At 58.7% G+C, this 22,352-nt stretch carries 12 protein-coding genes and 8 pseudogenes; 13 read left to right on the top strand and 7 right to left on the bottom strand.

The features are described 5' to 3' along the window. Window positions 1-236 precede the first annotated feature (236 nt). A pseudogene (locus tag NKH21_RS27940) lies at window positions 237-431 on the bottom strand (3-keto-5-aminohexanoate cleavage protein); the annotation flags it as partial. 289 nt (window positions 432-720) lie between these two features. Here NKH21_RS27940 and NKH21_RS27945 point away from each other — a divergent pair. The 5 genes from NKH21_RS27945 (at window position 721) to NKH21_RS27965 (ending at window position 7,339) form a co-directional block, all read left to right on the top strand. Further along, window positions 721-1,500 carry an enoyl-CoA hydratase/isomerase family protein gene (locus tag NKH21_RS27945; RefSeq protein WP_352869022.1) on the top strand — a complete coding sequence of 260 codons (780 nt, stop codon included), beginning with the start codon at window positions 721-723 and terminating at the stop codon, window positions 1,498-1,500. A 1-nt stretch (window position 1,501) separates the two neighbouring features. After that, entirely contained in the window at window positions 1,502-3,694 is a 2,193-nt protein-coding gene (locus tag NKH21_RS27950; protein WP_352869025.1) for an acetate--CoA ligase family protein, read from the top strand. Beyond that, complete coding sequence (locus NKH21_RS27955; RefSeq protein WP_352869027.1) at window positions 3,691-4,506, top strand: enoyl-CoA hydratase-related protein; 816 nt, start codon at window positions 3,691-3,693, stop codon at window positions 4,504-4,506. Before NKH21_RS27950 ends, NKH21_RS27955 begins: the two co-directional genes overlap by 4 nt. 736 nt (window positions 4,507-5,242) lie before the next feature. Then, on the top strand, window positions 5,243-6,433 hold the full coding sequence (locus NKH21_RS27960; RefSeq protein WP_352869030.1) for a M24 family metallopeptidase: 1,191 nt from the start codon (window positions 5,243-5,245) through the stop codon (window positions 6,431-6,433). A gap of 117 nt (window positions 6,434-6,550) precedes the next feature. Then, window positions 6,551-7,339, top strand: coding sequence for an aspartate/glutamate racemase family protein (locus NKH21_RS27965; RefSeq protein ID WP_352869008.1), 789 nt, complete (start codon window positions 6,551-6,553; stop codon window positions 7,337-7,339). Between the two features lie 214 nt (window positions 7,340-7,553). On the opposite strand, the gene NKH21_RS27970 is transcribed toward NKH21_RS27965, so the two are convergent. The 3 genes and pseudogenes from NKH21_RS27970 to NKH21_RS27980 all read right to left on the bottom strand — a co-directional run. After that, a complete protein-coding gene (locus NKH21_RS27970; RefSeq protein WP_352495909.1) occupies window positions 7,554-7,898 on the bottom strand; it encodes a hypothetical protein in 345 nt (114 codons plus the stop codon). Beyond that, window positions 7,898-9,001 (bottom strand): IS5 family transposase, encoded by a 1,104-nt coding sequence (locus tag NKH21_RS27975; protein ID WP_352869033.1) that lies wholly within the window; start codon window positions 8,999-9,001, stop codon window positions 7,898-7,900. Before NKH21_RS27975 ends, NKH21_RS27970 begins: the two co-directional genes overlap by 1 nt. Window positions 9,002-9,360: 359 nt before the next feature. Next, window positions 9,361-10,339, bottom strand: a pseudogene (locus tag NKH21_RS27980) (IS256 family transposase); the annotation flags it as partial. Window positions 10,340-10,614: 275 nt separating this feature from the next. Between NKH21_RS27980 and NKH21_RS27985 the strand changes: the two are divergent. After that, window positions 10,615-11,431: pseudogene (locus tag NKH21_RS27985) on the top strand (IS21 family transposase); the annotation flags it as partial. Then, window positions 11,368-11,922: pseudogene (gene istB / locus NKH21_RS27990) on the top strand (IS21-like element helper ATPase IstB); the annotation flags it as partial. The pseudogenes NKH21_RS27985 and istB, both read left to right, overlap by 64 nt. A gap of 87 nt (window positions 11,923-12,009) precedes the next feature. Here istB and NKH21_RS27995 read toward each other — a convergent pair. After that, window positions 12,010-12,171, bottom strand: a pseudogene (locus NKH21_RS27995) (IS701 family transposase); the annotation flags it as partial. A gap of 210 nt (window positions 12,172-12,381) precedes the next feature. Between NKH21_RS27995 and NKH21_RS28000 the strand changes: the two are divergent. The 4 genes and pseudogenes from NKH21_RS28000 to NKH21_RS28020 all read left to right on the top strand — a co-directional run bounded on the left by NKH21_RS28000 (window position 12,382) and on the right by NKH21_RS28020 (window position 18,339). Further along, entirely contained in the window at window positions 12,382-13,674 is a 1,293-nt protein-coding gene (locus NKH21_RS28000) for an ATP-grasp domain-containing protein (protein WP_352869035.1), read from the top strand. A 188-nt stretch (window positions 13,675-13,862) separates the two neighbouring features. Continuing rightward, window positions 13,863-14,271 (top strand): annotated as a pseudogene (locus NKH21_RS28005) (transposase); the annotation flags it as partial. 813 nt (window positions 14,272-15,084) lie between these two features. Beyond that, the gene (locus tag NKH21_RS32890; RefSeq protein WP_502911921.1) at window positions 15,085-16,935 is read left to right on the top strand and encodes a KamA family radical SAM protein; all 1,851 of its coding nucleotides are present in this window, start codon (window positions 15,085-15,087) and stop codon (window positions 16,933-16,935) included. A gap of 513 nt (window positions 16,936-17,448) precedes the next feature. Beyond that, on the top strand, window positions 17,449-18,339 hold the full coding sequence (locus NKH21_RS28020) for a MurR/RpiR family transcriptional regulator (RefSeq protein ID WP_352869038.1): 891 nt from the start codon (window positions 17,449-17,451) through the stop codon (window positions 18,337-18,339). A 641-nt stretch (window positions 18,340-18,980) separates the two neighbouring features. Here the strand turns inward: NKH21_RS28020 and NKH21_RS28030 are convergent. Beyond that, a pseudogene (locus NKH21_RS28030) lies at window positions 18,981-19,190 on the bottom strand (transposase); the annotation flags it as partial. A 724-nt stretch (window positions 19,191-19,914) separates the two neighbouring features. Continuing rightward, window positions 19,915-20,065 (bottom strand): annotated as a pseudogene (locus NKH21_RS28035) (IS3 family transposase); the annotation flags it as partial. Window positions 20,066-20,365: 300 nt separating this feature from the next. Here NKH21_RS28035 and NKH21_RS28040 point away from each other — a divergent pair. Together NKH21_RS28040 and NKH21_RS28045 are read left to right on the top strand one after the other, a co-directional pair. Beyond that, window positions 20,366-21,205, top strand: a complete 840-nt coding sequence (locus NKH21_RS28040; protein ID WP_352869069.1) for a transporter substrate-binding domain-containing protein — start codon at window positions 20,366-20,368, stop codon at window positions 21,203-21,205. A gap of 60 nt (window positions 21,206-21,265) precedes the next feature. Then, complete coding sequence (locus NKH21_RS28045) at window positions 21,266-22,240, top strand: amino acid ABC transporter permease (protein ID WP_352869041.1); 975 nt, start codon at window positions 21,266-21,268, stop codon at window positions 22,238-22,240. The last annotated feature ends 112 nt before the right edge of the window (window positions 22,241-22,352 follow it).

Consider the following 22,352-nt stretch of genomic DNA (forward strand, 5'->3'; position numbering starts at 1 on the left):
CGGAAGGCCCTGTCGTCATCGGCGCGTTCCCAGAATAGGAGTATCGCATTTCCTGCCATGCATTACGTAGGTCGGCTGGCGTTGGCTCTAGGGAGGCCAAGTCAAGGAGGGCTTCTTGATACACAGAGCGCCGCAAACTCCGTTTCATAAGCTTCCGTAGGTACGAATTCTCGTAGCGCCAGCGAAACGGCCTCCGGCCAAGTTTCCATTTTGACAGCAATCTGTTCCTGCGGTGTTTAGCGACCGAGCGACTCGCTCGTGACCTGAACGATCATTTCATTGCCCACGGTGCAGCCGATGGCCTCAATGACATCCCAATCTGCAGACGCATCTAGGACATGGCGGCCGCCCCGATCGCGCACATGGACCTGGATAAGGCAGGCTCCCGCATCGAGGCACGTCCGGGCCGTCCGCGCCAGATCGGCTGGCCCGAGCGGTAAGGAAGATGATCAGCCTTGGTCAGCCGTCCGCCATTGGGCGCAACGCAAATTGCGGTCGGCCGTCCAATTTCGATCATTCTTCCTGAGCCAATCGTGTTTCTTCCCCCGACTATGTGCAAAGACGCGCGCTCCTGCCCGTGTCGACCTCTCATTAGGATGCAAAATGATCCAGGCAGCTCACTAGTGCAATTTTGAAACATGTGTTGCAAATCAAATCGCCTCTGTTATCGTGCCCGCCAACCGTGATCACCCGTCCAGCGGGGTAATAGGGGAGTACATAATGTTTGAAACAGTTGCCTACGAAATCCAGAATGGTATCGCCGAAATTCGTCTGAACCGCCCGCACCGCCTGAACGCAATGGTGCAGAGATTATACGATGATGTTCTGGCGGCTCTTGATGAGGCGGAACGCGACAAGACCGTGCGCGTCATTATCCTGACGGGAGAAGGCCGGGCGTTTTGTGTCGGCGCCGATTTGAAGGAGCACAAGGCGGGTCGCACGGCCTTCGATAGGCGACAATATCTGATGAGCGAACAAAGGGTGTGTAGACGTCTGGTCTCACATCCAAAACCAATCATTGCGGGCGTGAACGGCTATGCGCTTGGCGCCGGTGCCGAGATGGCTCTCGCTTGCGATTTTATGGTCATGGCCGCCTCGGCGCGGATCGGATTTCCCGAAATTGGCCTTGGCGCATTCCTCGGGGGTGGGGTTACGAATATCCTTCCACGACTTGTCGGCCTCGCAAAAGCGCGTGAGCTGATCTTCTTCGGTCGGCAGATCGACGCAGCGGAAGCGGTTAGGATCGGGCTGGCCTCACGCTGTATCCCCGACGAGGCGTTCGCTGCAGGCATCCGCACTTTGGCGAGCGAACTGTCAAAGAAGGCGCCATTCTCGATGCAGCTTGCCAAAGAACAGTTGGCGTCGGCTGCTCACGAGACGTTCGACTCTGCTCTTACTGCTGAGCTTGAGGGCATGACGTTTTGTTCGACTACGCGCGATTGGCGGGAGGGCGTCGACGCCTTCGCGGAAAAGCGTTCGCCGGTCTTTCGGGGGGAGTAACATGGCGTCGAATGACCTCCTCAACATTCTGTCCCCCGACTCCATTGCGATCATCGGCGCATCGAAGAACCCCGCCAAGAGGGGATATCGGTCGCTAAGAAAACTCTTGGATGACGGCTATGCCGGGGAGATCTACCCAATTAATCCAAAGGAGAGTGAAATCTGCGGGGTTAGGTGTCTACCCGATCTGGCGAGCTTGCCGGGGCCTGTCGACCTTGCGCTGGTCTGTACTCCTGCTTCGACGGTCCCCTCAGTCATCGCCGAATGCGCGGCAAAGGGTGTGCGCGGTGCCGTGGTTCTGGCGGGTGGCTTTGGGGAGGCTGGAGACGACGGTAAGCGGCTCCAGGATGGAATGCTTGCCGCTGCGCACGCTGGCGGTGTGCGGATTATCGGGCCAAACACCTCAGGCATGTTCAATAGTCACAAAGCCTGCAATCTCGTCGGCTTTTCGGACTTGCGGAAGGGTACCATCGGCCTTTTGTCTCAATCCGGCAACATGGCCCTGTCGCTCGTCACCGAAGCTCAAGCCAACGGGCATGTAGGTTTGAGCACTTATGTGGGGGTCGGTAACGAGGCCGATATCCGCTTCGACGAGTACCTCGACTACTTTGCGGCCGATACCAACACCAACGTGCTGATCGCCTACGTGGAAGGCCTGAAAGACGGCCGCCGCTTTTTAAACGCCTTGAGGCGGATCTCGCTAGAGAAACCAGTTGTCATCTACAAATCGGGTCGGACAAGTGCCGGACGCGATTGCGCGAAGTCTCATACCGGCGCTTTGGCTGGCGAATATGCGGTCAGCGGGGGCGTGCTGAGGCAAGCCGGCGCAATCCTTGCACATCGGTCCGATGAGATCCTGCCGATGGCGGAGGCGCTCTCGCTGCTGCCCCCCCTGCGTTCGCGCCGCCTCGCCATTCTGGCGGATGGAGGAGGCCACGCGACAATTGCCGCCGACGCATTGTGCGAACGCGGGCTGGTGCTCGCTCCCTTGAGCGAAGACACGCGGCGGCGGCTTGCGACAGTGCTCCCTCCGGCCGCATCGGTTGCAAATCCAGTCGACGTGGCTGGCGGCACGGACACGGATCCGTCAGTGTTCGCCGCTTGCGCCGAGATTCTCTTGCAGGATTCGATGGTGGATGGACTTCTGATATCCGGTCTCTACGGCGGCTACGCGGTCCGTTTCTCTGAAGACCTGCTCGCCGCAGAAATCGATGCTACGAACCTCATCGGCGCAATGCCGCGCCGGTTCGGCAAGCCAGTGGTCGTTCACAGCCTGTACAGTGCCCTTCAGTCAGATCAGCGGCCGTTACCACTCCTGGAGATGCGGCGAGCCGGCATCCCCGTGCACCGCTCCCTGGAAACGGCCGTGCTGTGCATGCAGGCTCTGGCGGAGTACGGTGAGGTGGGCAGCGCCTTTTCAACGCCGCTGCCAAACCGAGCAGGGCACCGCAGAGAATTCGAGCAGGTTCTTGCGCGCTGTAGGGCTGAGGGCAGGCGGGTAGTTTTGGAGCATGAGGGGCGAGCCAGCCTTCACGATTTCGGCCTGGATCTCGCTCCGGCTTTGCTGGCTCACGATGAAAAGGAGGCCGAAGAGGCTTTTCTCCGTCTCGGCGCACAGCCGGTGGCAATGAAGATCGTATCTCGCGATATCCTGCACAAGACGGAGGCGGGCGGCGTCCATCTCAATGTTGTCGACGTCGCATCGGTGCGCAGTGGCTTCCTTGAGATCGTCGCCAATGCCAAGGCTGCAGTAACCAATCCGAACATTGCAGGCGTCCTCGTCACTCCGATGGCGGCCAAGGGGGGAGTCGAGGTCATCGTCGGCGTCGTACGCGATGCCGCGTACGGTCCCATCATGATGTTCGGACTGGGCGGGGTCCTCGTCGAAGTTCTTAGGGATGTGGTATTCCGCGCGCTTCCGATCTCACGAAATGATGCATTTACGATGTTGGACGAAATCAAGGCGCAAGCGATTCTCGATGGCGTGCGCGGGGGAGCGCCGGTTGATCGAGACGCGCTCGCAGACTTGATGGTGAGTATTTCCGATTTCGTTGGAACCTGCCCGGAAATCGACGAACTCGACCTCAATCCCATCCTTGCCTATCCCGACGGTCTGAGCGTGCTCGATGTGCGCATTCTTCTCACCGCGTCCTCCACAGCGCGGTCGGTAGAGAAGCAAGGGATTGAGGCATGACCGATCTGCCAAAACTGATCGACTCGAAACTCGAGGTTAGCGACCGTGTCGCCATGCTCGTGCTGGACCGCGACGATGTCAGAAACGAACTCACCGGGACGGCCCTCATCGACGATATCGTGCGGACGGTCGACTGGATCAATGGCGGTGGGGCCGTCTCGGTCCTGGTCTTAACGGGGGCTGGCAAGGCGTTTTCCTCCGGCGGCAACGTCAAGGACATGCGGGACCGTAGAGGAAGCTTCGCTGGCGATGTCTTTGAAGTGCAAGAACGCTATCGGCGCGGCATCCAACGAATTGCACTTGCCATGCACCGGCTGGACGTCCCGGTCATTTCTGCGGTCAACGGCGCAGCAATCGGTGCTGGTTTCGATCTGGCAACCATGTGCGACATCCGTATTGCAGTAGAGGACGCGGTATTCGGCTCCACGTTCATCAATCTTGGCATCGTACCGGGAGATGGCGGTGCCTGGTTCCTGCAGGATCTGCTCGGTCCTCAAAGGGCGGCGGAGCTGATCTTCACCGGGCGTCTGGTGCGCGCCGAGGAAGCTCTACGACTGGGAATCGTCCTTGAGATCGCGGCAGCGTCCGAATTGCAGTCGCGAGCCCTGCAGCTTGCTGCAAGCATTGCAGGAAAACCTCCTCAGGCACTTCGACTCGCAAAACGACTGCTGAAGGCAGCGCGGCGATTGGACCTGCCTGATTTCCTTGATCTCTGCGCAGCATTTCAGGGCATGTGCCACAATACAGAGGACCATGTTGAAGCGGTCGAAGCATTCCTGGACAAACGTCCGCCCCGGTTCCAGGGGCGCTAGCCGCCGTTATCACTTACGCAGTGTGCCATCAGTGACGCTCGAAGCAGTTTGTCGCTGGCAAGCGGTAGGACCAAGGTTGGGGTGCTACTCACCCCTATCAAGGGGTCACACCGGCTCCGCGTTCCGCATTTGTGACTATCCTATGTGACTACCCTAATGTGATCCATATGACTTTATCGACAACAAACGAAACACTTGTTGCAAACGAGGCCGAAGTCTGTTTATCGTGTGGAAATCGTCATCGCTAACGCTATGAGATATGTCCAGTCATCGTGGCCGCGGTTTGCAAGATGCTTAACGAAAACAGCGAAATTCGGCAGAAGGTGCCAAGCGGTCCGTAATCAAACACGCGGGAACAATGCGCAGTGTTGAACTTGGCCGAACCTGCAGATTGAGGCCGAATGGTGGCGCCCGACCTTCATCGCAATGCCCAGCTCGGTTATTGGTCGAAAGCATGGCGCCCCAACAGAGAAATGGCTTCATTCGCGTCAATATTATCCAACGAGCATAGCCGAGACGTGTCTTTGAAGAGCTGGTTTAGGGAGAATGTGAACGGGGCAGATAAATGGAGTTGAAGCCCTACCTGGAGGCTCTGCCGATCCGAGTCTCGAACAAGTGCCGTTGTTCGCGGATTCCAGGCAAGATGCACGCGTAACGACTATAACCCAGCAAAACATCTTACGGGCGTTAACTGGTTTCACCGTCGGCAAATGTCCCGGTTCGAAGAAGCGGGACATTGGCCATTATCAAGATAGGAGAACTGCAGGTGTCTGCATTTAGTCAAGATGAATACCGCGCGCGCACGACCCGCCTGCGCCAGCAGATGGCGGAGCGTGGCATCGATGCCCTGCTTGTCTTGAATGAAGGGAATATGAACTATCTTACGGGCTACGAAGGTTTTTCCGACTACGTTCCACAACTCGCTCTTGTTTGCCAGGACGAGGAAGATCCGTGGCTTATATTGCGTGAGATGGACACTCTGTGCGCGCATGCCAGCTCGTGTCTGCCGGAATCGCGCGTCCTCAGTTATCCGGAGAAATACATAGCTTCGAGCCAACTCACGGCATGGCAGCCCATTGCTGAGCTTGTTCGAGAGCGGTGCAAATCGAACCGGATTGGAGTGGAACTGTCTGGGAAGATGCTTGGACTGAAGGGCCATGCCGCCTTGAGCAATAGTTTAGGCATGTCGGAATTTATCGATGCCGATGGGATGGTTTCAGCGCTAAAGGCGATTAAATCACCTGCGGAGCTCACCTATATGGAGCAGGCGGGAAAGATCGTCGATAGAGCTATGAAAGTCGGCAGGCTTGCAATCTCTGTGGGCGCCAGAGAAAGCGACGTTGCCGCTACTATAACGCATGCACTAATAGCGGGCACTCCAGAATTTCCGGGAGGAACGTCCCGGAGTCCTTTGGTTACTATGCCGGTAGGGTCCCCAGGCGCCGCGCCGCATCTCACGTGGACTGGCCAATACTACAAGATGGGATGCCAGACGAATTTCGAACTCGGCGCCGTCCGTCACCGATATTGCTGCGCATTGTCGCGTACAATATTTTTAGGGGAACCGACCGCTCGATCGCGGCACGTGCACCAAGCGTGTCTTGACGGCTTCCAAGCTGCCTTTGAAGCTATACGGGCTGGAGTGACGAGCAGTAACGTGGAGCGAGCTTTTCGGCGCGAATTTGAACCTCGGGGCGTGCGAAAAGAATCTAGAATTGGATACTCAATAGGCATCGATTGGACGGACGGCGGCCCGAGCTTCCAAGAGGGGGACGAGACCGTGCTTCAGACCAACATGACCTTCCACCTCCTCATTGGTATCTGGGAAAAGACTGATGGTTATATCTTCAGCGAAACCGTTCGCGTGACCGATGATGGCGCGAAGTCGCTGAGCAATATGACACGCGAACTGCTGGTCAATTGCTGACTTTTTGAGAATTGCGATGCCGGCGTAGACCCAATTCGATCCTGCGGCACGCCGCAGTCCGCATCGCTACGACGACCGCCCATCACCCATGTATGGACTTCAATAGGGAGAGAACACATGACTGATTTTCCTCACACCCACGGGAAGCGCTGGCCCTCTTGGGTGAAACCTCGGCTTGCATTTCATGGAGCACCCGTGGGCATTTTGATGCTTGACCGCATGCCTGGACCTGGCCTCCGCCCGTATTTGCCGGGAGACTGCGGCAATGCTACCACGTGGAGTGTTCCCGTGCGCTATAAGACGGTGTTTGGCCTCAATAATACGTGTATTTTCGGGCCTAATGATGAGAAAATGACGGCGACCGTGGTTGAGGCCGCAACTGAGCTCGTACGGGAGGGTGCGCGATCAATCACTGCGGGTTGCGGCTATTTCATCCGGTACCAAGAAGCGGTTCGTGCCGCAGTTGACGTTCCCGTGTTCCTGTCGAGCCTTCTACTCGCTCCCTTCCTTGAGCAAGTGCTTCCTCGAAGCCAGTCGCTTGGCGTGATTGTGGCAAGCAAAACTGCATTGAGCCAAGACATGGTGGAGGCAGCAGGGATACGACCGGGCATTAGGGACAGGATGGTCATCAGGGGACTCGACGACGCTGCTGTATTTGCCGGCAAATTTCTTGAGCCAAACGGTGATCTAGACCCTGAGGCGCTCGAGGCCGACGTCGTGGACGCCATCTTGAGGCTTCAGAAGGAGAGGCCGGACCTTGGGATGCTTTTGCTTGAGTGCGGGGGGCTACCGCCATACGCGGTTGCCGTTCAAGAGGCGACCAGCCTTCCAGTCTTTGACTTTACCTCTATGGTCGAATTCTTCATCGGCGGACTGACCCGCAAACGATTCACGGGGCTTCTCTGAATGAACCATCTCTCGACCTTTGAACTTCAGTTGCTGAATTCCGAACGAGCGTCCCTCCGGGGACATCATGATCCAAAAACTGTTGTGTTCAGGCGGTGTCAAGCAACCCCTTGGCGGCCACGCGGGCCGAAGCGGCGCACGGACGCCACAAAGGAGGAACGACTATAACGGCTGCGTGGCGGCACTCTCATCCTCTAGCAGGCCGTTGAAGAAGTCAGGCTCTTTCGCAAACGAAGCCGGAATCGTCGGCGTTGTGGATGTAGAAGTGGCCGACGAGGCGACCTGCAGTGCCAAAGACAACCCAGCCGCGGCCACAGGCTGGGTCGTTCTCATCATGCCCCTCCCACGAGAACTCCGCGCAGGCTGAGCCATCGCGGGTGCCATATCGGACATCGAGGAAGCCCTTGAGTGCGCCGAAGGCGATCTCGCCATCCGCCGAGCCTTTGAATGTCAGATGCGCTTCCTCTACGAGATCGAGGAAGTCGTTATCCCAAACATCCATCTCGACGATGCGCCAGCGGCCGGCAAAGGCCTTGGCGAAGCCGGGAACCTTGGCCATCAGCCGGTCTCCGCCATGAGCTTTGGCAGTCGCACCAGATTGTAGGCTGCGGCTGCGAAGGTGAAGGCCCATCCGACACGATCGCGGCCGCGGAACCTGGTCTTGTGCTGGCCGGCCACGACCTTGATCCAACCGAATGCCTCTTCGATGCGCTTCCTGATACGCTGGCTGACGGCATAGCCGCCATGCCGCGTTGTGCGCCCGTCGATCGCGGAACTGCGGCCGCTCGTGTTCTGCGCTACATGCGGCGTCACCCTCATCGAGCGCAGCTCATTGACGAAGTCTTCCGCGTCGTAGGCCTTGTCGGCGCCGAGCGTGATCGCCTGTGGCCGCTCCGCTCGAGGTTCGATCATGTGCAGTGCGGCCACCCGCTCAGCATGTCCGTCGGCCAGTGTCAGGCAGGCGTCGACCAGCAGGCCGTGGCGGTTCTCCATCAAGCCATGTCCCATAAAGCACAGCTTGGCCTCCTTGCCTTTGCCCTTGCGATAGAGCCGGGCATCCGGATCGGTGGTCGAGGCATGTGTGTCGTTAGAACGCTTGTGGCCATGGAAGTCCGCTTCCGCGTTTCGCCCGCCCCCTTCAGCCGGTGGCTCGCCATGACCCCCGCTTGGGCCGTCCTTCGGTTTGACGCTCTTCATCGACGCCCACGCCTCGATCAATGTGCCATCGACCGAGAAGTGGTCCGTAGACAGAAGCTTCGTCACCTTGGGCTGCGCCAGCACCGCAGCAAGGAACTTCGTCGCGATGTCGCCCTCCAGCAGCCGGTCGCGATTTTTGGAGAACACCGAATGGTCCCAGGCCGCGTCATCGACGCCGATGCCGACGAACCAGCGGAACAGAAGGTCGTATTCCAGCCGCTCCATCAACAGCCGCTCCGAGCGGATCGAGTAGAACGCCTGTAGCAGCATCGCTCGCAGAAGCTTTTCTGGCGGGATCGAAGGTCGCCCAATCGGCGAATACAGCGCCGCCAAGTCCCGCTCCAACGCCGCCAGCGCCTCGTTCACAATCGCCCGAATGCGGCGCAACGGATGATCGCGCCGCACCCGAGCCTCGAGATCAACATAACTGAACAGTTCGCCAGACCGTTCGTCTCCACCGCGCATGCCTCGTTCTCCGAATCTCTCCGGAGACACTGAATCACGCTCACAGCCCCGCTGCGAGCCACTTTTTCAACAGCCTGCTAGCACACTCTTTGCCACGTGGTCGTCCGTGCCGGACAAATATAGCATAAGGAATGTGCCGGCACGACCGCCGCCTCGGTCCCGCTCCAGACTGGCGCCGTGCTCGACGCAGTCAAGGCGTGGCCTGGAAACCTGGCAGCTGGCCGTGCCGCCATCGCACCGGCCAACCTTGACTGCGTCTCGACACGCTCGCACGGGAAATCCTGTGGGCCGGGACGAAGAAACACGCTCACCTGAGCCGAACAAAGAAACGCAACAGGAATCGAAAAGCCGAAATCAGGCTTGTCGATGTCATCCGTCGAGTGCAGCTTGGCGCGGTGCTCCTTGGGGAAAGTCATGTAGGCAAGCACGTCGGGCTCGGCGTCGTCCATGATTGTCGCCAGCTTCGGCACCTTCGGTCGGATCTGGTCGGCGACGGCGCGCCATTGCGTGCTTGCGGCCTCGGGCGTTTCCTGGGCGAAGGCGGTGGCGATGAAAGCGGAGACGACGCGGCGCCCGCTCTCGCCGGCATGGGCCAGCACGTTCCTCATGAAGTGGACGCGGCACCTCTGCCATGTCGCGCACAGCACCTTGGTGACGGCCGCCTTGATGCCTTCATGGGCATCGGAGACGACGAGCTTGACGCCGCGCAGGCCGCGGCGGGTCAGCTTGCGCAAGAACTCCGTCCAGATCGGCTCGGCCTCAGACGTGCCGACCTCCATGCCCAGCACCTTGCGCCGGCCGTCCGCGTTGACGCCGACACCGATGATGACGGCGACCGAGACGATGCGGCCGCCGCGGCGCACCTTCAGGTAGGTGGCGTCGATCCACAGATATGGCCAGTCGCCCTCGATGGGTCTTTCAAGGAACGCTTTGACCTTGCCGTCGATCTCTTCGCACAGCCGGCTGACCTGGCTTTTGGAGATGCCGCTCGTGCCCATGGCCTTGACCAGGTCGTCGACCGAGCGGGTCGAGATCCCCTGGACGTAGGCCTCCTGGATGACGGCGGTCAGCGCCTTCTCGGCCATGCGGCGCGGTTCTAGGAAACCGGGGAAATAGGAGCCCTTCCTGAGCTTGGGGATGCGCAGCTCGACGGTGCCGGCGCGCGTCTCCCAGTCGCGCTCGCGATAGCCGTTGCGCTGGCCGTGCGCAACGGGCTCCGGTGGCGGCCCCAACCTCCAGTTCCATCAGCCGCTCGGCGGCAAAGCCAATCATCTCGCGCAAGAGATCGGAATCCGGAGTCGGACAGAAGCATGATCCTGGCGATGAGATATCGTTCAGAGAGACTTGACGATCGAAGGCCCAGTACAGAAGTACTACTGCGTCATAAATTGCGAGCCCGACGCGGGACTGTCCATTGCCTTATGCAGAAGGACATCGTTGCAGACGGTTGGCCACGGCCACAGTCAGGCGTTGCCTGAGGATTGGGATCGAGGTCGGGACGTGCCGCTCTGGTCGGATCGGAGGACCCTGCGGGGTCGACAACCGTCGGGAAGACCAGGTGTTTGGCGGCCCTGGGCGCGAGTTGGAGTTGAGGTGCGTGTTTCGGTTATTCCCGGGCGCGGGAGGCCGGGCTGTCATGCTGGCCGCTGGCGCCGGGCCATGACGACGCGACGCTTGAGCGGCTACTGTTCGGCCGTGCCGGTCGTCCGCCGCATGATCTGAGCGAACCGGACTTTGCGCTAATCGCCCGGGAGTTGAAGCGCAAGGGGGTGACGCTGACGCTGTTGTGGCAGGAGTATCGCGCCGCCCATCCCGACGGCTACGGCTACACCTGGTTCTGCGAGCACTTCGCCGCTTTCGAGCGCCGGACGAGCGCGACATTCCGCAATCGGCATGCGGCGGGCGCGGTGATGCGGACGGACTATGCCGGGCAGACGGTGCCGGTGATCGATCCGGCGACCGGCGCCATTTACCCGGCGCAGATTTTTGTCGCGGTGCTGGGCGCCTCCAATCGCCTTTGCCAGCTCCAGCCAAAAGCTGCCGGACTGGATCGAGGGCCAGGTGCGAGCGCTCGCCTTCTTCGGCGGCGTTGCGATGACCGAGCATTACGACACCGCCATCCTGCCGACCCGCAGCCGCAAGCCGCGCGACAAAGGCAAGGTCGAGGGCGCGGTGCCGATCATCGAGCGCTGGATCCTGGCACGGCTGAGGAACCGGTCCTTCTTCTCGCTCGCCGAGCTCAACGCGGCGATCGCCGAACTGCTCGAGGAGCTGAACAACCGGCCGATGCGCCATGTCGGCCAAAGCCGCCGCGAACTGTTCGAGGAGATCAAGCGGGCTGCGTTGAAGCCGCTGCCGGCGGCACCGTGGACTTTGCCGCGCCGCGCGGGCTCGACCGGCGCAGCACCATGGCGCTCGCGCAGGGTGAATGGCTGAAGGCGCATGAGAACCTGATCGTCACCGGCCAGACCGGAACCGGCAAGTCGTGGCTGGCCTGCGCCTTCGGCCGGCAAGCGGCACGGCTCGATCATTCCGTGCTCTATGTGCGCGTGCCGCGCCTGTTCGAGGATTTGGCCCTCGCCCGTCTCGATGGCCGCTTTCCACGCCTCATCGACAAACTCACGCGCGCACAACTGCTCATCCTCGATGACTTCGGAACCCACGTCCTCACCGATCAACAGCGCTTCCATCTGTTCGAAATCATCGAGGAACGCTATCGCCGCAAATCCACCCTGATCACCGCCCAGGTCCCAGTGGCCAGATGGCATGACCTGATCGCAGACCCTACCGTCGCCGACGCCATTCTCGACAGGATCGTTCACAACGCCCACCGCATCGTGCTCCAGGGCGATAGCATGCGAAAGCAAAAAGCAGCGCCCCTCTTGACCGGCACTGAAAACGGCGAAATCAATCATCCATGAACGCAACAAGGCACCCGAGGACCAACGCCGCCAAACTGTCCGGGAATTAGCGGAACCCCTGTCCGGCTTTTGCGAAATGCGCAGTTGAGGGGGAAATCGTTTCCTCAGAGAGACCAAGAAGCCATGGGCCGCGATACAGAGGCTGGCGTGGTGGTGGAAGCCCCGCCACCCTCGGTCTTCGTAGTGGCCCAGTCCCAGTTCCTGCTTGAGTTCCTGATAGTCTAGCTCGATCAGCCAGCGCAGCTTGGTCGCAATCGTCTGAAATTGGTAGAAACGCTCCGTACCACGCGATAACCAAAACATTGTAACAGATTCTTCAAATAACTTTATAGAATCTTTGCAACCGCAGATCCCTGATAATGGTACCCTCACCACAAAGTCTGAGATCAGGCATGAATAAAAGCCGACGCGTGCCTACGCTCAGGCTGCCGCCACAGCACACAACGGAAGTCGACGCCAATGGCAAGAAGAGCGCTCATCCTGGTTGAAGGCCACAGGAGTATTGGTCTGCTATATGTGAATGCGGCCCTGCGTCTTGGCGTGCATCCAATTACCCTGTCGGCTGATCCAGCTCAGTACGACTATCTTGCGGCAGAAAGCCTCGAAGCCATCCGTGTCAATACAGACGATTTCGATGCGCTCATCCGCGAATGTTCCCGGCTACGTGCAACGTATGACATCGCTGGCATTACTGGCTTTTCAGGTCTCGATGAGTCGATCTATGCGACAGTTGGTAAGCTCTGCCGGCATTTCGATCTGCCAGGTCCGGACCCTGCATCCATCGAACGATGCTGCGACAAATATACTCAACGTCAACTCCTCGCGGCGGCGGGCGTTCCAATGCCGGCTTATCGCCTTGCAGCAGACGCGACGGAAGTGGAAAGCTCTGCAATGGAGATCGGCCTACCGGTGATTGTTAAGCCAGCCGTCGGTAGCGGCAGCTGCGGTGTCCGGTTGTGCCGCGACGTCGATGAGTTAGCCAAACATGCGGCCAATCTCCTAGCTGGGCAGCCGACATGGGGGAGGTGTTCGCCGAGGATACTGATCGAAGAATTCGCACAAGGCCCCCAGTATAGCGCTGACACAATGGGAAATGAGGTCATTGCAGTAGGTGCCGCAGACTTCGACTGCCCACCCAATTTCGTCGTTCGTGGCAGCATCTTTCCGGCCCCGTTGACTGATTATGAGCATAAACGCATCACTGATGTTTCACTGAGCTGTTTGAGCGCTCTCGGCCTAGGCTGGGGACCAGCGAACATTGAATTCCGGTGGACGGAGCGTGGCCCAGTGGTCATCGAAGTCAATCCGCGTCTTCCGGGTTGGACCACCCCTCGGCTGATTCAGCTGGCTTACGGTATTGATCCCATTGCCGAGCACCTCAAGGTTGTGATCGGCGAGGAATGGAATTTGAGCAGAAGGCATTCGCAGACTGCGGCCGCCCGGTTCCTCGTTCCTGAGGGCGACGGCATCCTCGACAGGATCGAGGGCCACAATCTGGCGGTTTCCATACCAGGTGTCGTCGAGGTCAAGTTGTATGTTGAACCCAAGACGTCGATCGTCAGGAATGACGATTATCGAGACATCATGGGACATGTGATCGCTGCCTCACCCAGCCGTGCTGAGACCGAGGCGATACTGCAGCGTGCCGTCGACTTAGTCAGTTGGTCGATCACACCGTTTCCAACTAATGGCGAAAAGAAGAAAACTGCGGTCCCTGACCTTCTGGAGACCAGGGCAGGTGGCGCCAGTTGACGAGAGATCGCGCGGAACATTGGTGCAACCGAAAGCACGAAGGAGCTGCGGTGCAAAGTCAATGGACCAGACCAATCAGGCCCTCTCAGGCTGTTGAAAAAGGGTTGGCGATAGTCTCAGGTTCGTGGTTCAACCTGACCACGAAGGTGGTAGTGATCGTGCGCGGTGGTGACGGATAGACGGGCGAACTGTTCAGCTACGTGGACCTCGAGCTCGGGTGCGGTCCGATCATCCATTGTGCCGTATTCGGGCGATTGTGAATGAGGCGCTTTCCGCCTTGGAGCGGGAGTTTGCGGCGCTGTACACGCCGGTTGGGCGGCCGTCGATCCCGCCGGAGAAGCTGCTGCGGCGATGCTTTTGCAGGCGTTCTATTCGATCCGCTCGGAGCGGCTGTTGATGGAGCGCTGGTTCGTCGGGATTGGCGTCGACGATGCGACCTCGGATCATTCGGTGTTCTCCAAAACCGTGACCGGCTGCTGGAGGGCGACATCGCTGCAAAGTTGCTGGCGGCGGTGGTGCAACCCAAGGTGAAAGCTTTTGCCCATGGAGCACTTCTCGGTGGACGGGACGCTGATCGAGGCGTGGGCTTCGATGAAGTTGGCGGCAGCAAATCGCATGTTCGGAGCGCGTACGCGCCATGGCCGACTGGATCGCATGGCCGATGACGGCAGTTAGACAAACCGGGAGGCCATCGTCTCTATGACGTTGATCGGTCACCACGGGCATTGAAATCGGCGTTGGACCAGCCAAAGATCAATGGGATCGAGCACGATCCGCGTCTGGTCAAACTTCGGGGCGACCGATGTGATCGCAACAAGTGGCAGGCAGCGAGATGATTCACATGATGCGGAAGCGGTAGGAGCTGCCTTGACTTCGGGCAAGCTCTTTCGCCCAGCACGCAATTCAAGGCAATCGTTGTGTGAATTGTTGACCAATGGAGGCATGCAGGGCTGCAATCCAGAATTTGCAACACAATCGTCCGGCTTGCTGCCGCTACCGGCATGCTTTCCGAAGCCCTCGTCCTTCGATCCGACTGCTGGTAGTCTGATCCTCCGGCAAGCAAGTTCATTGAAAGCCGTTGCTGCCGCTCCAACCCACAACACGGGGTATGTTTGGATCGGCATTTGGCGGCGTGTCGCCCGGCTCGGAACGTTGAACAGTACGCTATTCGTTCCACCGCGGGCACTCCGCCCGCCTACAGCACTCTGTTTCAGCCGTGTTCGGTTGAAGACGTCCGTGTTCGGAACATAGCACGCTGAGGCACAAGTGTTCCGCGGTTGCGGCGCGAAACACGTGGTTTTGCCCTTCTTGCTCCCACAGTCTTATTGGTGGCACGCCGATTGCAGAAAACACGGCGAAGGATCCGTTACGACCATAGCGGTCCCGCAGTCTCCAGCCCAGGGGGTCTCAATGAAACTTGCGCGAATGATCCACGTCAAAGCGATCGATGCTGCAAAGAGTGCGGTCCCGCCAATGGGAGCTTTGCCGCGTCCGTCGTGGGTGCCACTGTCATTCCCCCACCAGGGGATGTGGTTCGTTTCGCGTCCGGCCGGTGGCAGCGAGGCCCGTAACACCCAGATGGGACTACGAATTCGCGGCGAGCTCGACGATGCGGCCCTGCAGACAGGCTTGGACGCCTTGATGGCGCATCATGAGGTCACTTTCGGGGTGGAGGGCGGCGCGCCATTCCTGCGGGTCGGGCCGGCAGACGTCGGCCTGCCGCTGAAACGAGACGATCTGAAAGCGGCGGCGAATGTGGAGGCGACGCTCGCGGATCTGATGCGCGATGAAGGGCAGTTTGCGTTCGACCTGGAGGCCGGGCCGCTGATCCGTGGGCGGATGATACGCTTGGCGGTGCATGATCACATGCTGGTGATCACGCGGAGCACCGTCGAGCGCCTTGTGAACAAATTGCAGCAAGCATTGACCCAGATGGCGGCCGACCCCGGGCAGCGAGTCTGGTCGGCACCGCTTCTGTTGGCGGAGGAACGCCATCGTCTTTTGATAGAGCCGAATTCGACGGAATCGGCCTCTCCCCAAGCACCTTGCATACCCCAGTTGCCAGAGGCGCAGACGGGGCGAGATGCGGAGGCGATTGCCCTTGACCGCGAGAACCAGGGCCTGACCGAACATGAGCTGAACGCGCGGGTGATTTGCCCGCCTCAAGCACCACCCATCAACTCGGACCCGGGGGCCCGAACTGTGGTCATGAATTTTATCGAGGGGACGCGCGTCGTTACTCAAGGTGAGCTGCAAGCCAACAGCATCACGCGTTATCAGGTCACAAAATTCTATCGTGAACAAATCAAAGCCGGCGGTTACTACGATCAGCTTAGATACATCGTCGAGCCCACATTCGACGAGTTCAAGAGTCCTGGCAATCTGGACACGAGCGGCGAGCACGACAATACGGTCATGCCCGGACTTCAGCACAAGTACGCTCAGACCGGATTGTTGCTGGTAACAGACCGTTGCGCTTCATACTGCCGTTATTGCTTTCGTAAACGCATCGTTGGCAAGGACTCCGATGAAATCACAGCTGATTTCGCCCAGATTGCGCGATACATCAGCAATCATCCTGAGATGACGAATGTGTTGCTTTCGGGAGGCGACCCGTTCGTGCTCAGCACCGCCAAGCTTAACAAAATTCTTGATCATCTGCTGCCGATCCCGCATTTGGATTCGATTCGATTCGGCACAAAAGCGCTTGGGTATGAGCCCAAGCGGTTCGAGGATCCCGCTCTACCGGCTCTGTTCCAACGGATCCATGAAACGGGTAAAACCTCGGTGATCGTCACACATTTCGACCATATTGGTGAAATCTCCGTCGATACGGAGCGCAATATTCGCTCGTTGCGCGCTCAGGGCGTGCAATTCCTCAATCAGTCCGTGCTTCTCGCCAAAATCAACGACGATCCCGAGATCTTGGCGGCAACCTTCGCTAAGTGCCACCAAATGGGTGTCCGCCCCTATTATCTTTTTCAGGCCAGGCCCGTGAAAGGCGCATCGCATTTTCAGGTTCCGCTGCGCCGCGGACTGGACATTGCGCACGGCATCAACCAACGTCTCAGCGGCATCCAAAAGACATTCAAATACATCATGTCCCATTACACGGGAAAGATCGAGATTCTCGACCTTGGAGCCGATGGCCGTGTGTATATGCGATATCATCAAAACAAGACTCCGGGAAAGATTGGAAAGATATTCTCTCGGGCGCACCGTGAGGGCGCCTGCTGGTTGGACGATGTGCCTGAAGGATGAGATCGGAAAGCGCAATGCTGATTGTCAAACAGAGGGAGTGCAGCACAGAAGCCTCTTCCTTTCCGTGTGGGAGCGCCACCCAGGCGGCGACTTTCCCGCTCTTTGGGGGGATGCTGCGTGCCGACGATGCTATTGATGGGGCGATGACTGTGGCGGGCGAGCAGCGGAGGCGCCATAATTTGCGCGATTCCCCCGACTACCGCCACGCTGGGCCGCGGGTGCCGGAAATACGGCGTGCTCGGCGTGAAGGATGAAGGCGCTCCCGCTATCTACATCGTCCAAAATGGTTATCCGGTCACGTGCGACCAATGCTGGATTCAGGACCCTCCAAACAGCGATCGCTTCATTGTCTGGCAGGGGTGGTTCACATGGTGCGGAAGCGGCAGGCGCTCGTTGCCTTCGAATTAGTCCGTTGGCTCGGGACCCAGCGCGAGGCAATCGCCTCCTGAATCGTGTCCAATGGAGGTGTGCACGGCAATCGCAGGGTTGCCACGCAGCCGGGGAGATATGGTTATGGACCAGGGACCGCTGAGGCAGGCAATCCTCAAGGCTTTCGACAGCATGTCGGAGCAACTGCAAAACGCAGCGCGCTTCGTGCTCGACCGGCCACGTGATGTCGCTCTTCTTTCGATGCGTGAACAGGCTCGGCAGGCCGGCGTCCAACCTGCAACAATGACGCGTCTTGCCAAGCATCTTGGCCTGGGGGGATTTGACGATATCCGCAACATGTACGCTGAGACTTTGCGCGATGCAGGTGCTGGATTTGCTGGAAAGGCAGGAAAACAGGTTGCAAACCAGAAGCTGAAGGGCGACCACGCGCTTGCTGCAAAAATGCTCAATTCAATCGCAAAGCAGATTGCACAGCTTGCGGAGCCTCGATCCCTCGATCGAGTGGTAACATCGGCAGCGTCACTGGCCAAGGCCCGAAGGATCTACTGTCTTGGACTGCGCTCCAGTCACGCTGTAGCCTGGCAGTTCCGACATGTTCTCAGGTTTGTCGGCGAGAAGTCGGTGCTTCTCGATGGGATTGCGGGCACTGGTAGCGACGCCATTGGAAGCGCTTGTAAGGATGATGTCCTACTTGTCGCGAGTGTCCACCCGTACACCAAGGCGACCGTTGAATTAGCGGAGTTTGCGAAATCTAAGGGAATCCCAGTTATTGCTATAACCGACAGCGAGGTCGCCCCCTCAGCGTTGATTGCAGAAACCACCGTCGTGGTTTCGACCAACAGTCCATCATTCATTCATACGATGACCCCTGCCTTTGCAATAGGTGAGGTTCTAGGGTCTCTGATTACAGGTCATGGCGGTGGCGAAGTACTGGAAGCCATCAAGCGCTTCGATGAACAACTCGCAGCCCTCGACATCCATTTGAAACCCCGCATTCCGCAGAAATGGCCGTGACCAAGGGCGTGTAAAAGCACGTTTGCGAGGAAGGCGACGCGGTCACGCGCCCTTATACATAAGACGGGCTTCTGTAACGGAGCCTCGAGTTGTCGATCCCTCGTAACTTCGTCCGCTGCCGGGGTCTTGCTTCTGTCCGCAGTCGGCGCTTTTGGCTGCTGCCTGATGGGATCTGATCGGGATCGGCTGGCCAATCTGGCTAGGGACGCGCAGTGATGAATCGAGCTGCTCCCGTCTTAGTGGCCAACCGGGTCCACCCCGGCAAGGGACGTCGGTAACGGCAGGAGCTGGTGTCGATGCCCGCCATGTTCCTTCTTATCCTTACCTCTCATGAACGCTTCACGATACGACTGCCGCAGGACGGCCTGTCGGCAGAAAGCGCTCAGCGCTGCACATCATCTGGTGCAGAACCACCGCCTGCTTGCGCAAAAGTGTAAGCTTGGCCTTTCACCCATGGCGCGCTTGGCCACCGCAAGCGCCCAGGACTTCAAAGCCGAGCCCTTGACCGATCGCGTCAGCAGTGCTTTAGCCGCCTCGTAAAGCGCCACACGCACCCCGTGGTCGCCGACCTTGGAGATGCGAGCAACCGCGACGGGTCATCGATGGCCGCCGAAACTATCAGCCCTACCAAAGCCCTGACCCGCCTGCAACAGCATTGCCCGCAGCGGCTTCTCCGGTGGGATCGACGGCCGCCCGATCGGCGAGTACAGCGCCGCGAACTCAGGCTCCATTGCCGAAAGCGCCTCGATCACAATCGCCCGAATATGGCGCAACGGATGATCGCGCCGCACTCCCGCCCAAAGGTCTACGCAGCTGAACAGCCCACCCGTCTGTCCGTCACCGCCGCGCACGATTCCCCCCACCCCTTCGTGGCCAGAGTGAATCAGCGCTTGGCCGAGTCGCTGACCTTCACGAAGCCGACCGGGGCCGTGACAATGAGTTCGCCGCCGGGCCTTCTCGTAGCGTGCCGACAGGGGGACTCTGACGCAGAAGGTCGAGTTCGTACTCGTTGAGGCTGCCCTTCAATCTCAGCAGCAGTCGGTCGCACCCTGACGCGCGCATAGACCGATCTGATCGGCCAGCACAGGATCGACGACGCGGCATCACGGCTGTGTTGCGGGCGAAGCGCGATGCTTCCCGGACTACGACCGCACCGTTTTGCCAAGGCAGACTTCGGCTACCATCCGGTCGAATCCGTCAACGTGTGTGACGCCGGCCGCGGAGCGACCGAGGTCTTCGTCGACCGCCTCGATGCGAGACCAGCCAAGTGCCGTCACGCGATCGCGCACCACATATTGAAGAGCGCAGATCTCACGATAGCAAAGCGATCTCACGATTGTGGAGCACCGGAGGGACCGAGGATTGCCGAACATACAGAATAGCCTAAGCCTAGGGTGACATGGCGTCCTCGAGGTTCGCGGGCGTTTCGCCTTCCCAACGTTCGGCCCTTCGCGGCTACCGCTACTATGGCCTCTGCTGACTTCTCGCTCCGCCGACCTCACGGTCATCGTCGCCTTTCAGGCGTCAGGCGAGACTAGGGCGGCCTTTTCTTCTCAGACGTGATGACGCACCCTACTTGCGACGCTTCACCTGGTCACCCTTCAAGCCGCAGAACTCCTTGCGCCAGCGATAATACTGAACTGTGTCACGCCGATCGAGCGAACAGCTTTGCCAACTGAGCCCTCGTGGACGACAGAACATCGACCTGACGCAGTTTCGCGATGATCTCTCCAGCTCTGTACTTCTCGGCATACCGACGTCCTCTCTAACGGCAACGAGCCTGCTTCACGGAGGACCACCTTTCGGGGAACAACGCGGAACAGCCTTGTGGTCCCGTCGATAATGTTGCGGCCGCGTTCCTCAAGCCCGGACAGGAGATATCGAGATGATCCATATGCGCCATCTATCGGCTGCCGCAAACATATGTTGCATTGTTGGCCGCGACAAGCTAGATTTCGATCCGCTGCCGGTCAGGAGTGAGCCCTTGCTGGCGACCGAGAAAACAACGAAAGACAGGGGAATATCCATGAACAGACTTATGACGATGATTGCAGCTGCGGCATCGCTAGCGGTCGGGATCGGGGCTGCGACAAGTGCAGCCAATGCCGGCGCCGTACTCGACAAGGTTCTGCAGTCAAAGACACTGACGGTGGCAGCCGGTACGGACTGGGGGCCGATTTCACACTTGGACGAGAACCATCAACTCGTTGGCTATGACGTCGATATCGCCAAACAAATTGGGAAATCTCTCGGCGTGGAGGTCAAATTCGTGACACCTGGTTGGGACATCATCACCGCAGGCAATTGGCAGGGCCGCTGGGACGTCGCCATGGGTCAGATGACGCCAACCAAGGCCAGAGCGGAAGTAATTGACTTTCCCGCCGTCTATATCTGGGGCGCGGCAGTGGCCATCGTGCACAAGGATAGCAAGGCAACCAAACCTGCCGATCTTGAAGGCAAAGTGGTGGGAGTTTCCGCTGGCTCCGACACAGAAGCCTATGTCAATCATAAGCTGACGCCAGCCTGGGTAAACGCCAGCCCCGTTGAGTATCAATTCAAGCCGGGCCAGGTGAAAACTTACGGATCTGCCAATATTGCATTTGATGACCTCCGCCTTGGCGATGGCGTTCGGCTTGATGCGATCGCCAATGACGAGTTCCAAACAGATGACGCGATAAAGGCCGGTTACCCCTTCAGGATTCTCGAGCCAGCATTGTTCTACGCGCCGGGCGCTATCGCGGTCTCCAAGGATGACAAGGAATTCAGTGACAAGATAGCAGCGGCTATGAAGGAAATGAAGGACAACGGCACACTCACCAAACTGTCGATCAAGTGGTACGGGAAGGATTACTCCGTCCAGAAGTGAGTTCGGAAAGTTTTAGGCGGCCCAGCTTAGTCTGGGCCCCCATGTCGTAGAGGACTCCTCATGCTTTATTTGGATACAGTTGAATCCGAGGTACTCGTCCATAAGCCTTGGTTTGTTGCCTCAATCTTTGCTGTCGTGCTCGCGGTTTTTCTCATGATCAACCTGACGGGCACCACCTTCGGCGAACTCATGCGGCCGGTCATCGGCGATCCGCTGCAAAGCGGCGTCTACGGTCGCTTCGCGATAGCCTTTGTGATTGCAATCCTATTCTGCCTCAACATCGTGCTGATCGGTTTTGTTTCGCTGAAGGTGCAAATCGGCGTTGTTTGGACAGAGCTGCTACTTCTGTTTCTTGCCTTCTTCAATGCATTTAACCTAAGCATGCCTTTCATCTGGGAGAATGTGCCGTATCTCATCACGCAGGGGGCGATTACCACGATCTATATCTCAGCGGTATCATTGATATTCGCCTCAATCATCGCGATGATTGCGGCGATTGCAAAGCTTTCAAGCAACGGCTTCGCCTATGCCATCGCCAGTTTCTACACTTCATTTTTCCGCGGCCTACCGCTGCTCATCCAGATTTACCTGATTTACCTCGGGCTGCCGCAACTTGGTATCGTGATCGATGCTGTTCCTTCAGGCATCTTGGCACTGTCGCTTTGCGTCGGTGCCTATATGACAGAAATTTTCCGTGCCGGTATCCAAAGCATCGACCGCGGTCAATGGGAAGCTTCACGATCCATGGGTTTCGGCTTCGGCCTCACCATGCGCAAGATCATCCTGCCGCAGGCGCTGCCGGTCATCATTCCCCCGATGGGAAACACGTTCATCTCAATGTTGAAGGACAGTTCGCTCGTGTCGGTCCTCGGCGTATGGGAGTTGACGTTCCTTGCTCGGACTATCGGTCAGCCGACCTTTCATCACATGGAGATGCTGATAACAGCCGCGCTCATCTATTGGATCATGTCTGCCTGCCTCGAGGTTGGTCAATCATGGCTCGAGCGTCACTTCGCAAGGAGTAAGGTGCGATGACCGCTAGCATCCTAAACCAGTTTAAAGGTCTCGATGGAGGCAGCCCTTCGCAGGCGATTGGCAATGCGCCGCACGTGCAGCTACTTTCATCCCAAGAGCCTTACAGCCAGAA

It is taken from the genome of Mesorhizobium sp. M1329, from assembly GCF_040318035.1.
Classification (GTDB): Bacteria; Pseudomonadota; Alphaproteobacteria; order Rhizobiales; family Rhizobiaceae; genus Mesorhizobium.

What these genes read in the sequence shown, in the direction of transcription:
- NKH21_RS27945 (WP_352869022.1), top strand. Translation starts at nt 721, where the DNA reads ATGTTTGAAACAGTTGCCTACGAAATCCAGAATGGTATCGCCGAAATT.
- NKH21_RS27955 (WP_352869027.1), top strand. Translation starts at nt 3,691, where the DNA reads ATGACCGATCTGCCAAAACTGATCGACTCGAAACTCGAGGTTAGCGAC.
- NKH21_RS27975 (WP_352869033.1), bottom strand. Translation starts at nt 9,001, where the DNA reads ATGCGCGGTGGAGACGAACGGTCTGGCGAACTGTTCAGTTATGTTGAT.
- NKH21_RS27950 (WP_352869025.1), top strand. Translation starts at nt 1,502, where the DNA reads ATGGCGTCGAATGACCTCCTCAACATTCTGTCCCCCGACTCCATTGCG.
- NKH21_RS28020 (WP_352869038.1), top strand. Translation starts at nt 17,449, where the DNA reads ATGGACCAGGGACCGCTGAGGCAGGCAATCCTCAAGGCTTTCGACAGC.
- NKH21_RS27965 (WP_352869008.1), top strand. Translation starts at nt 6,551, where the DNA reads ATGACTGATTTTCCTCACACCCACGGGAAGCGCTGGCCCTCTTGGGTG.
- NKH21_RS27970 (WP_352495909.1), bottom strand. Translation starts at nt 7,898, where the DNA reads ATGGCCAAGGTTCCCGGCTTCGCCAAGGCCTTTGCCGGCCGCTGGCGC.
- NKH21_RS32890 (WP_502911921.1), top strand. Translation starts at nt 15,085, where the DNA reads ATGAAACTTGCGCGAATGATCCACGTCAAAGCGATCGATGCTGCAAAG.
- NKH21_RS28040 (WP_352869069.1), top strand. Translation starts at nt 20,366, where the DNA reads ATGAACAGACTTATGACGATGATTGCAGCTGCGGCATCGCTAGCGGTC.
- NKH21_RS28000 (WP_352869035.1), top strand. Translation starts at nt 12,382, where the DNA reads ATGGCAAGAAGAGCGCTCATCCTGGTTGAAGGCCACAGGAGTATTGGT.
- NKH21_RS28045 (WP_352869041.1), top strand. Translation starts at nt 21,266, where the DNA reads ATGCTTTATTTGGATACAGTTGAATCCGAGGTACTCGTCCATAAGCCT.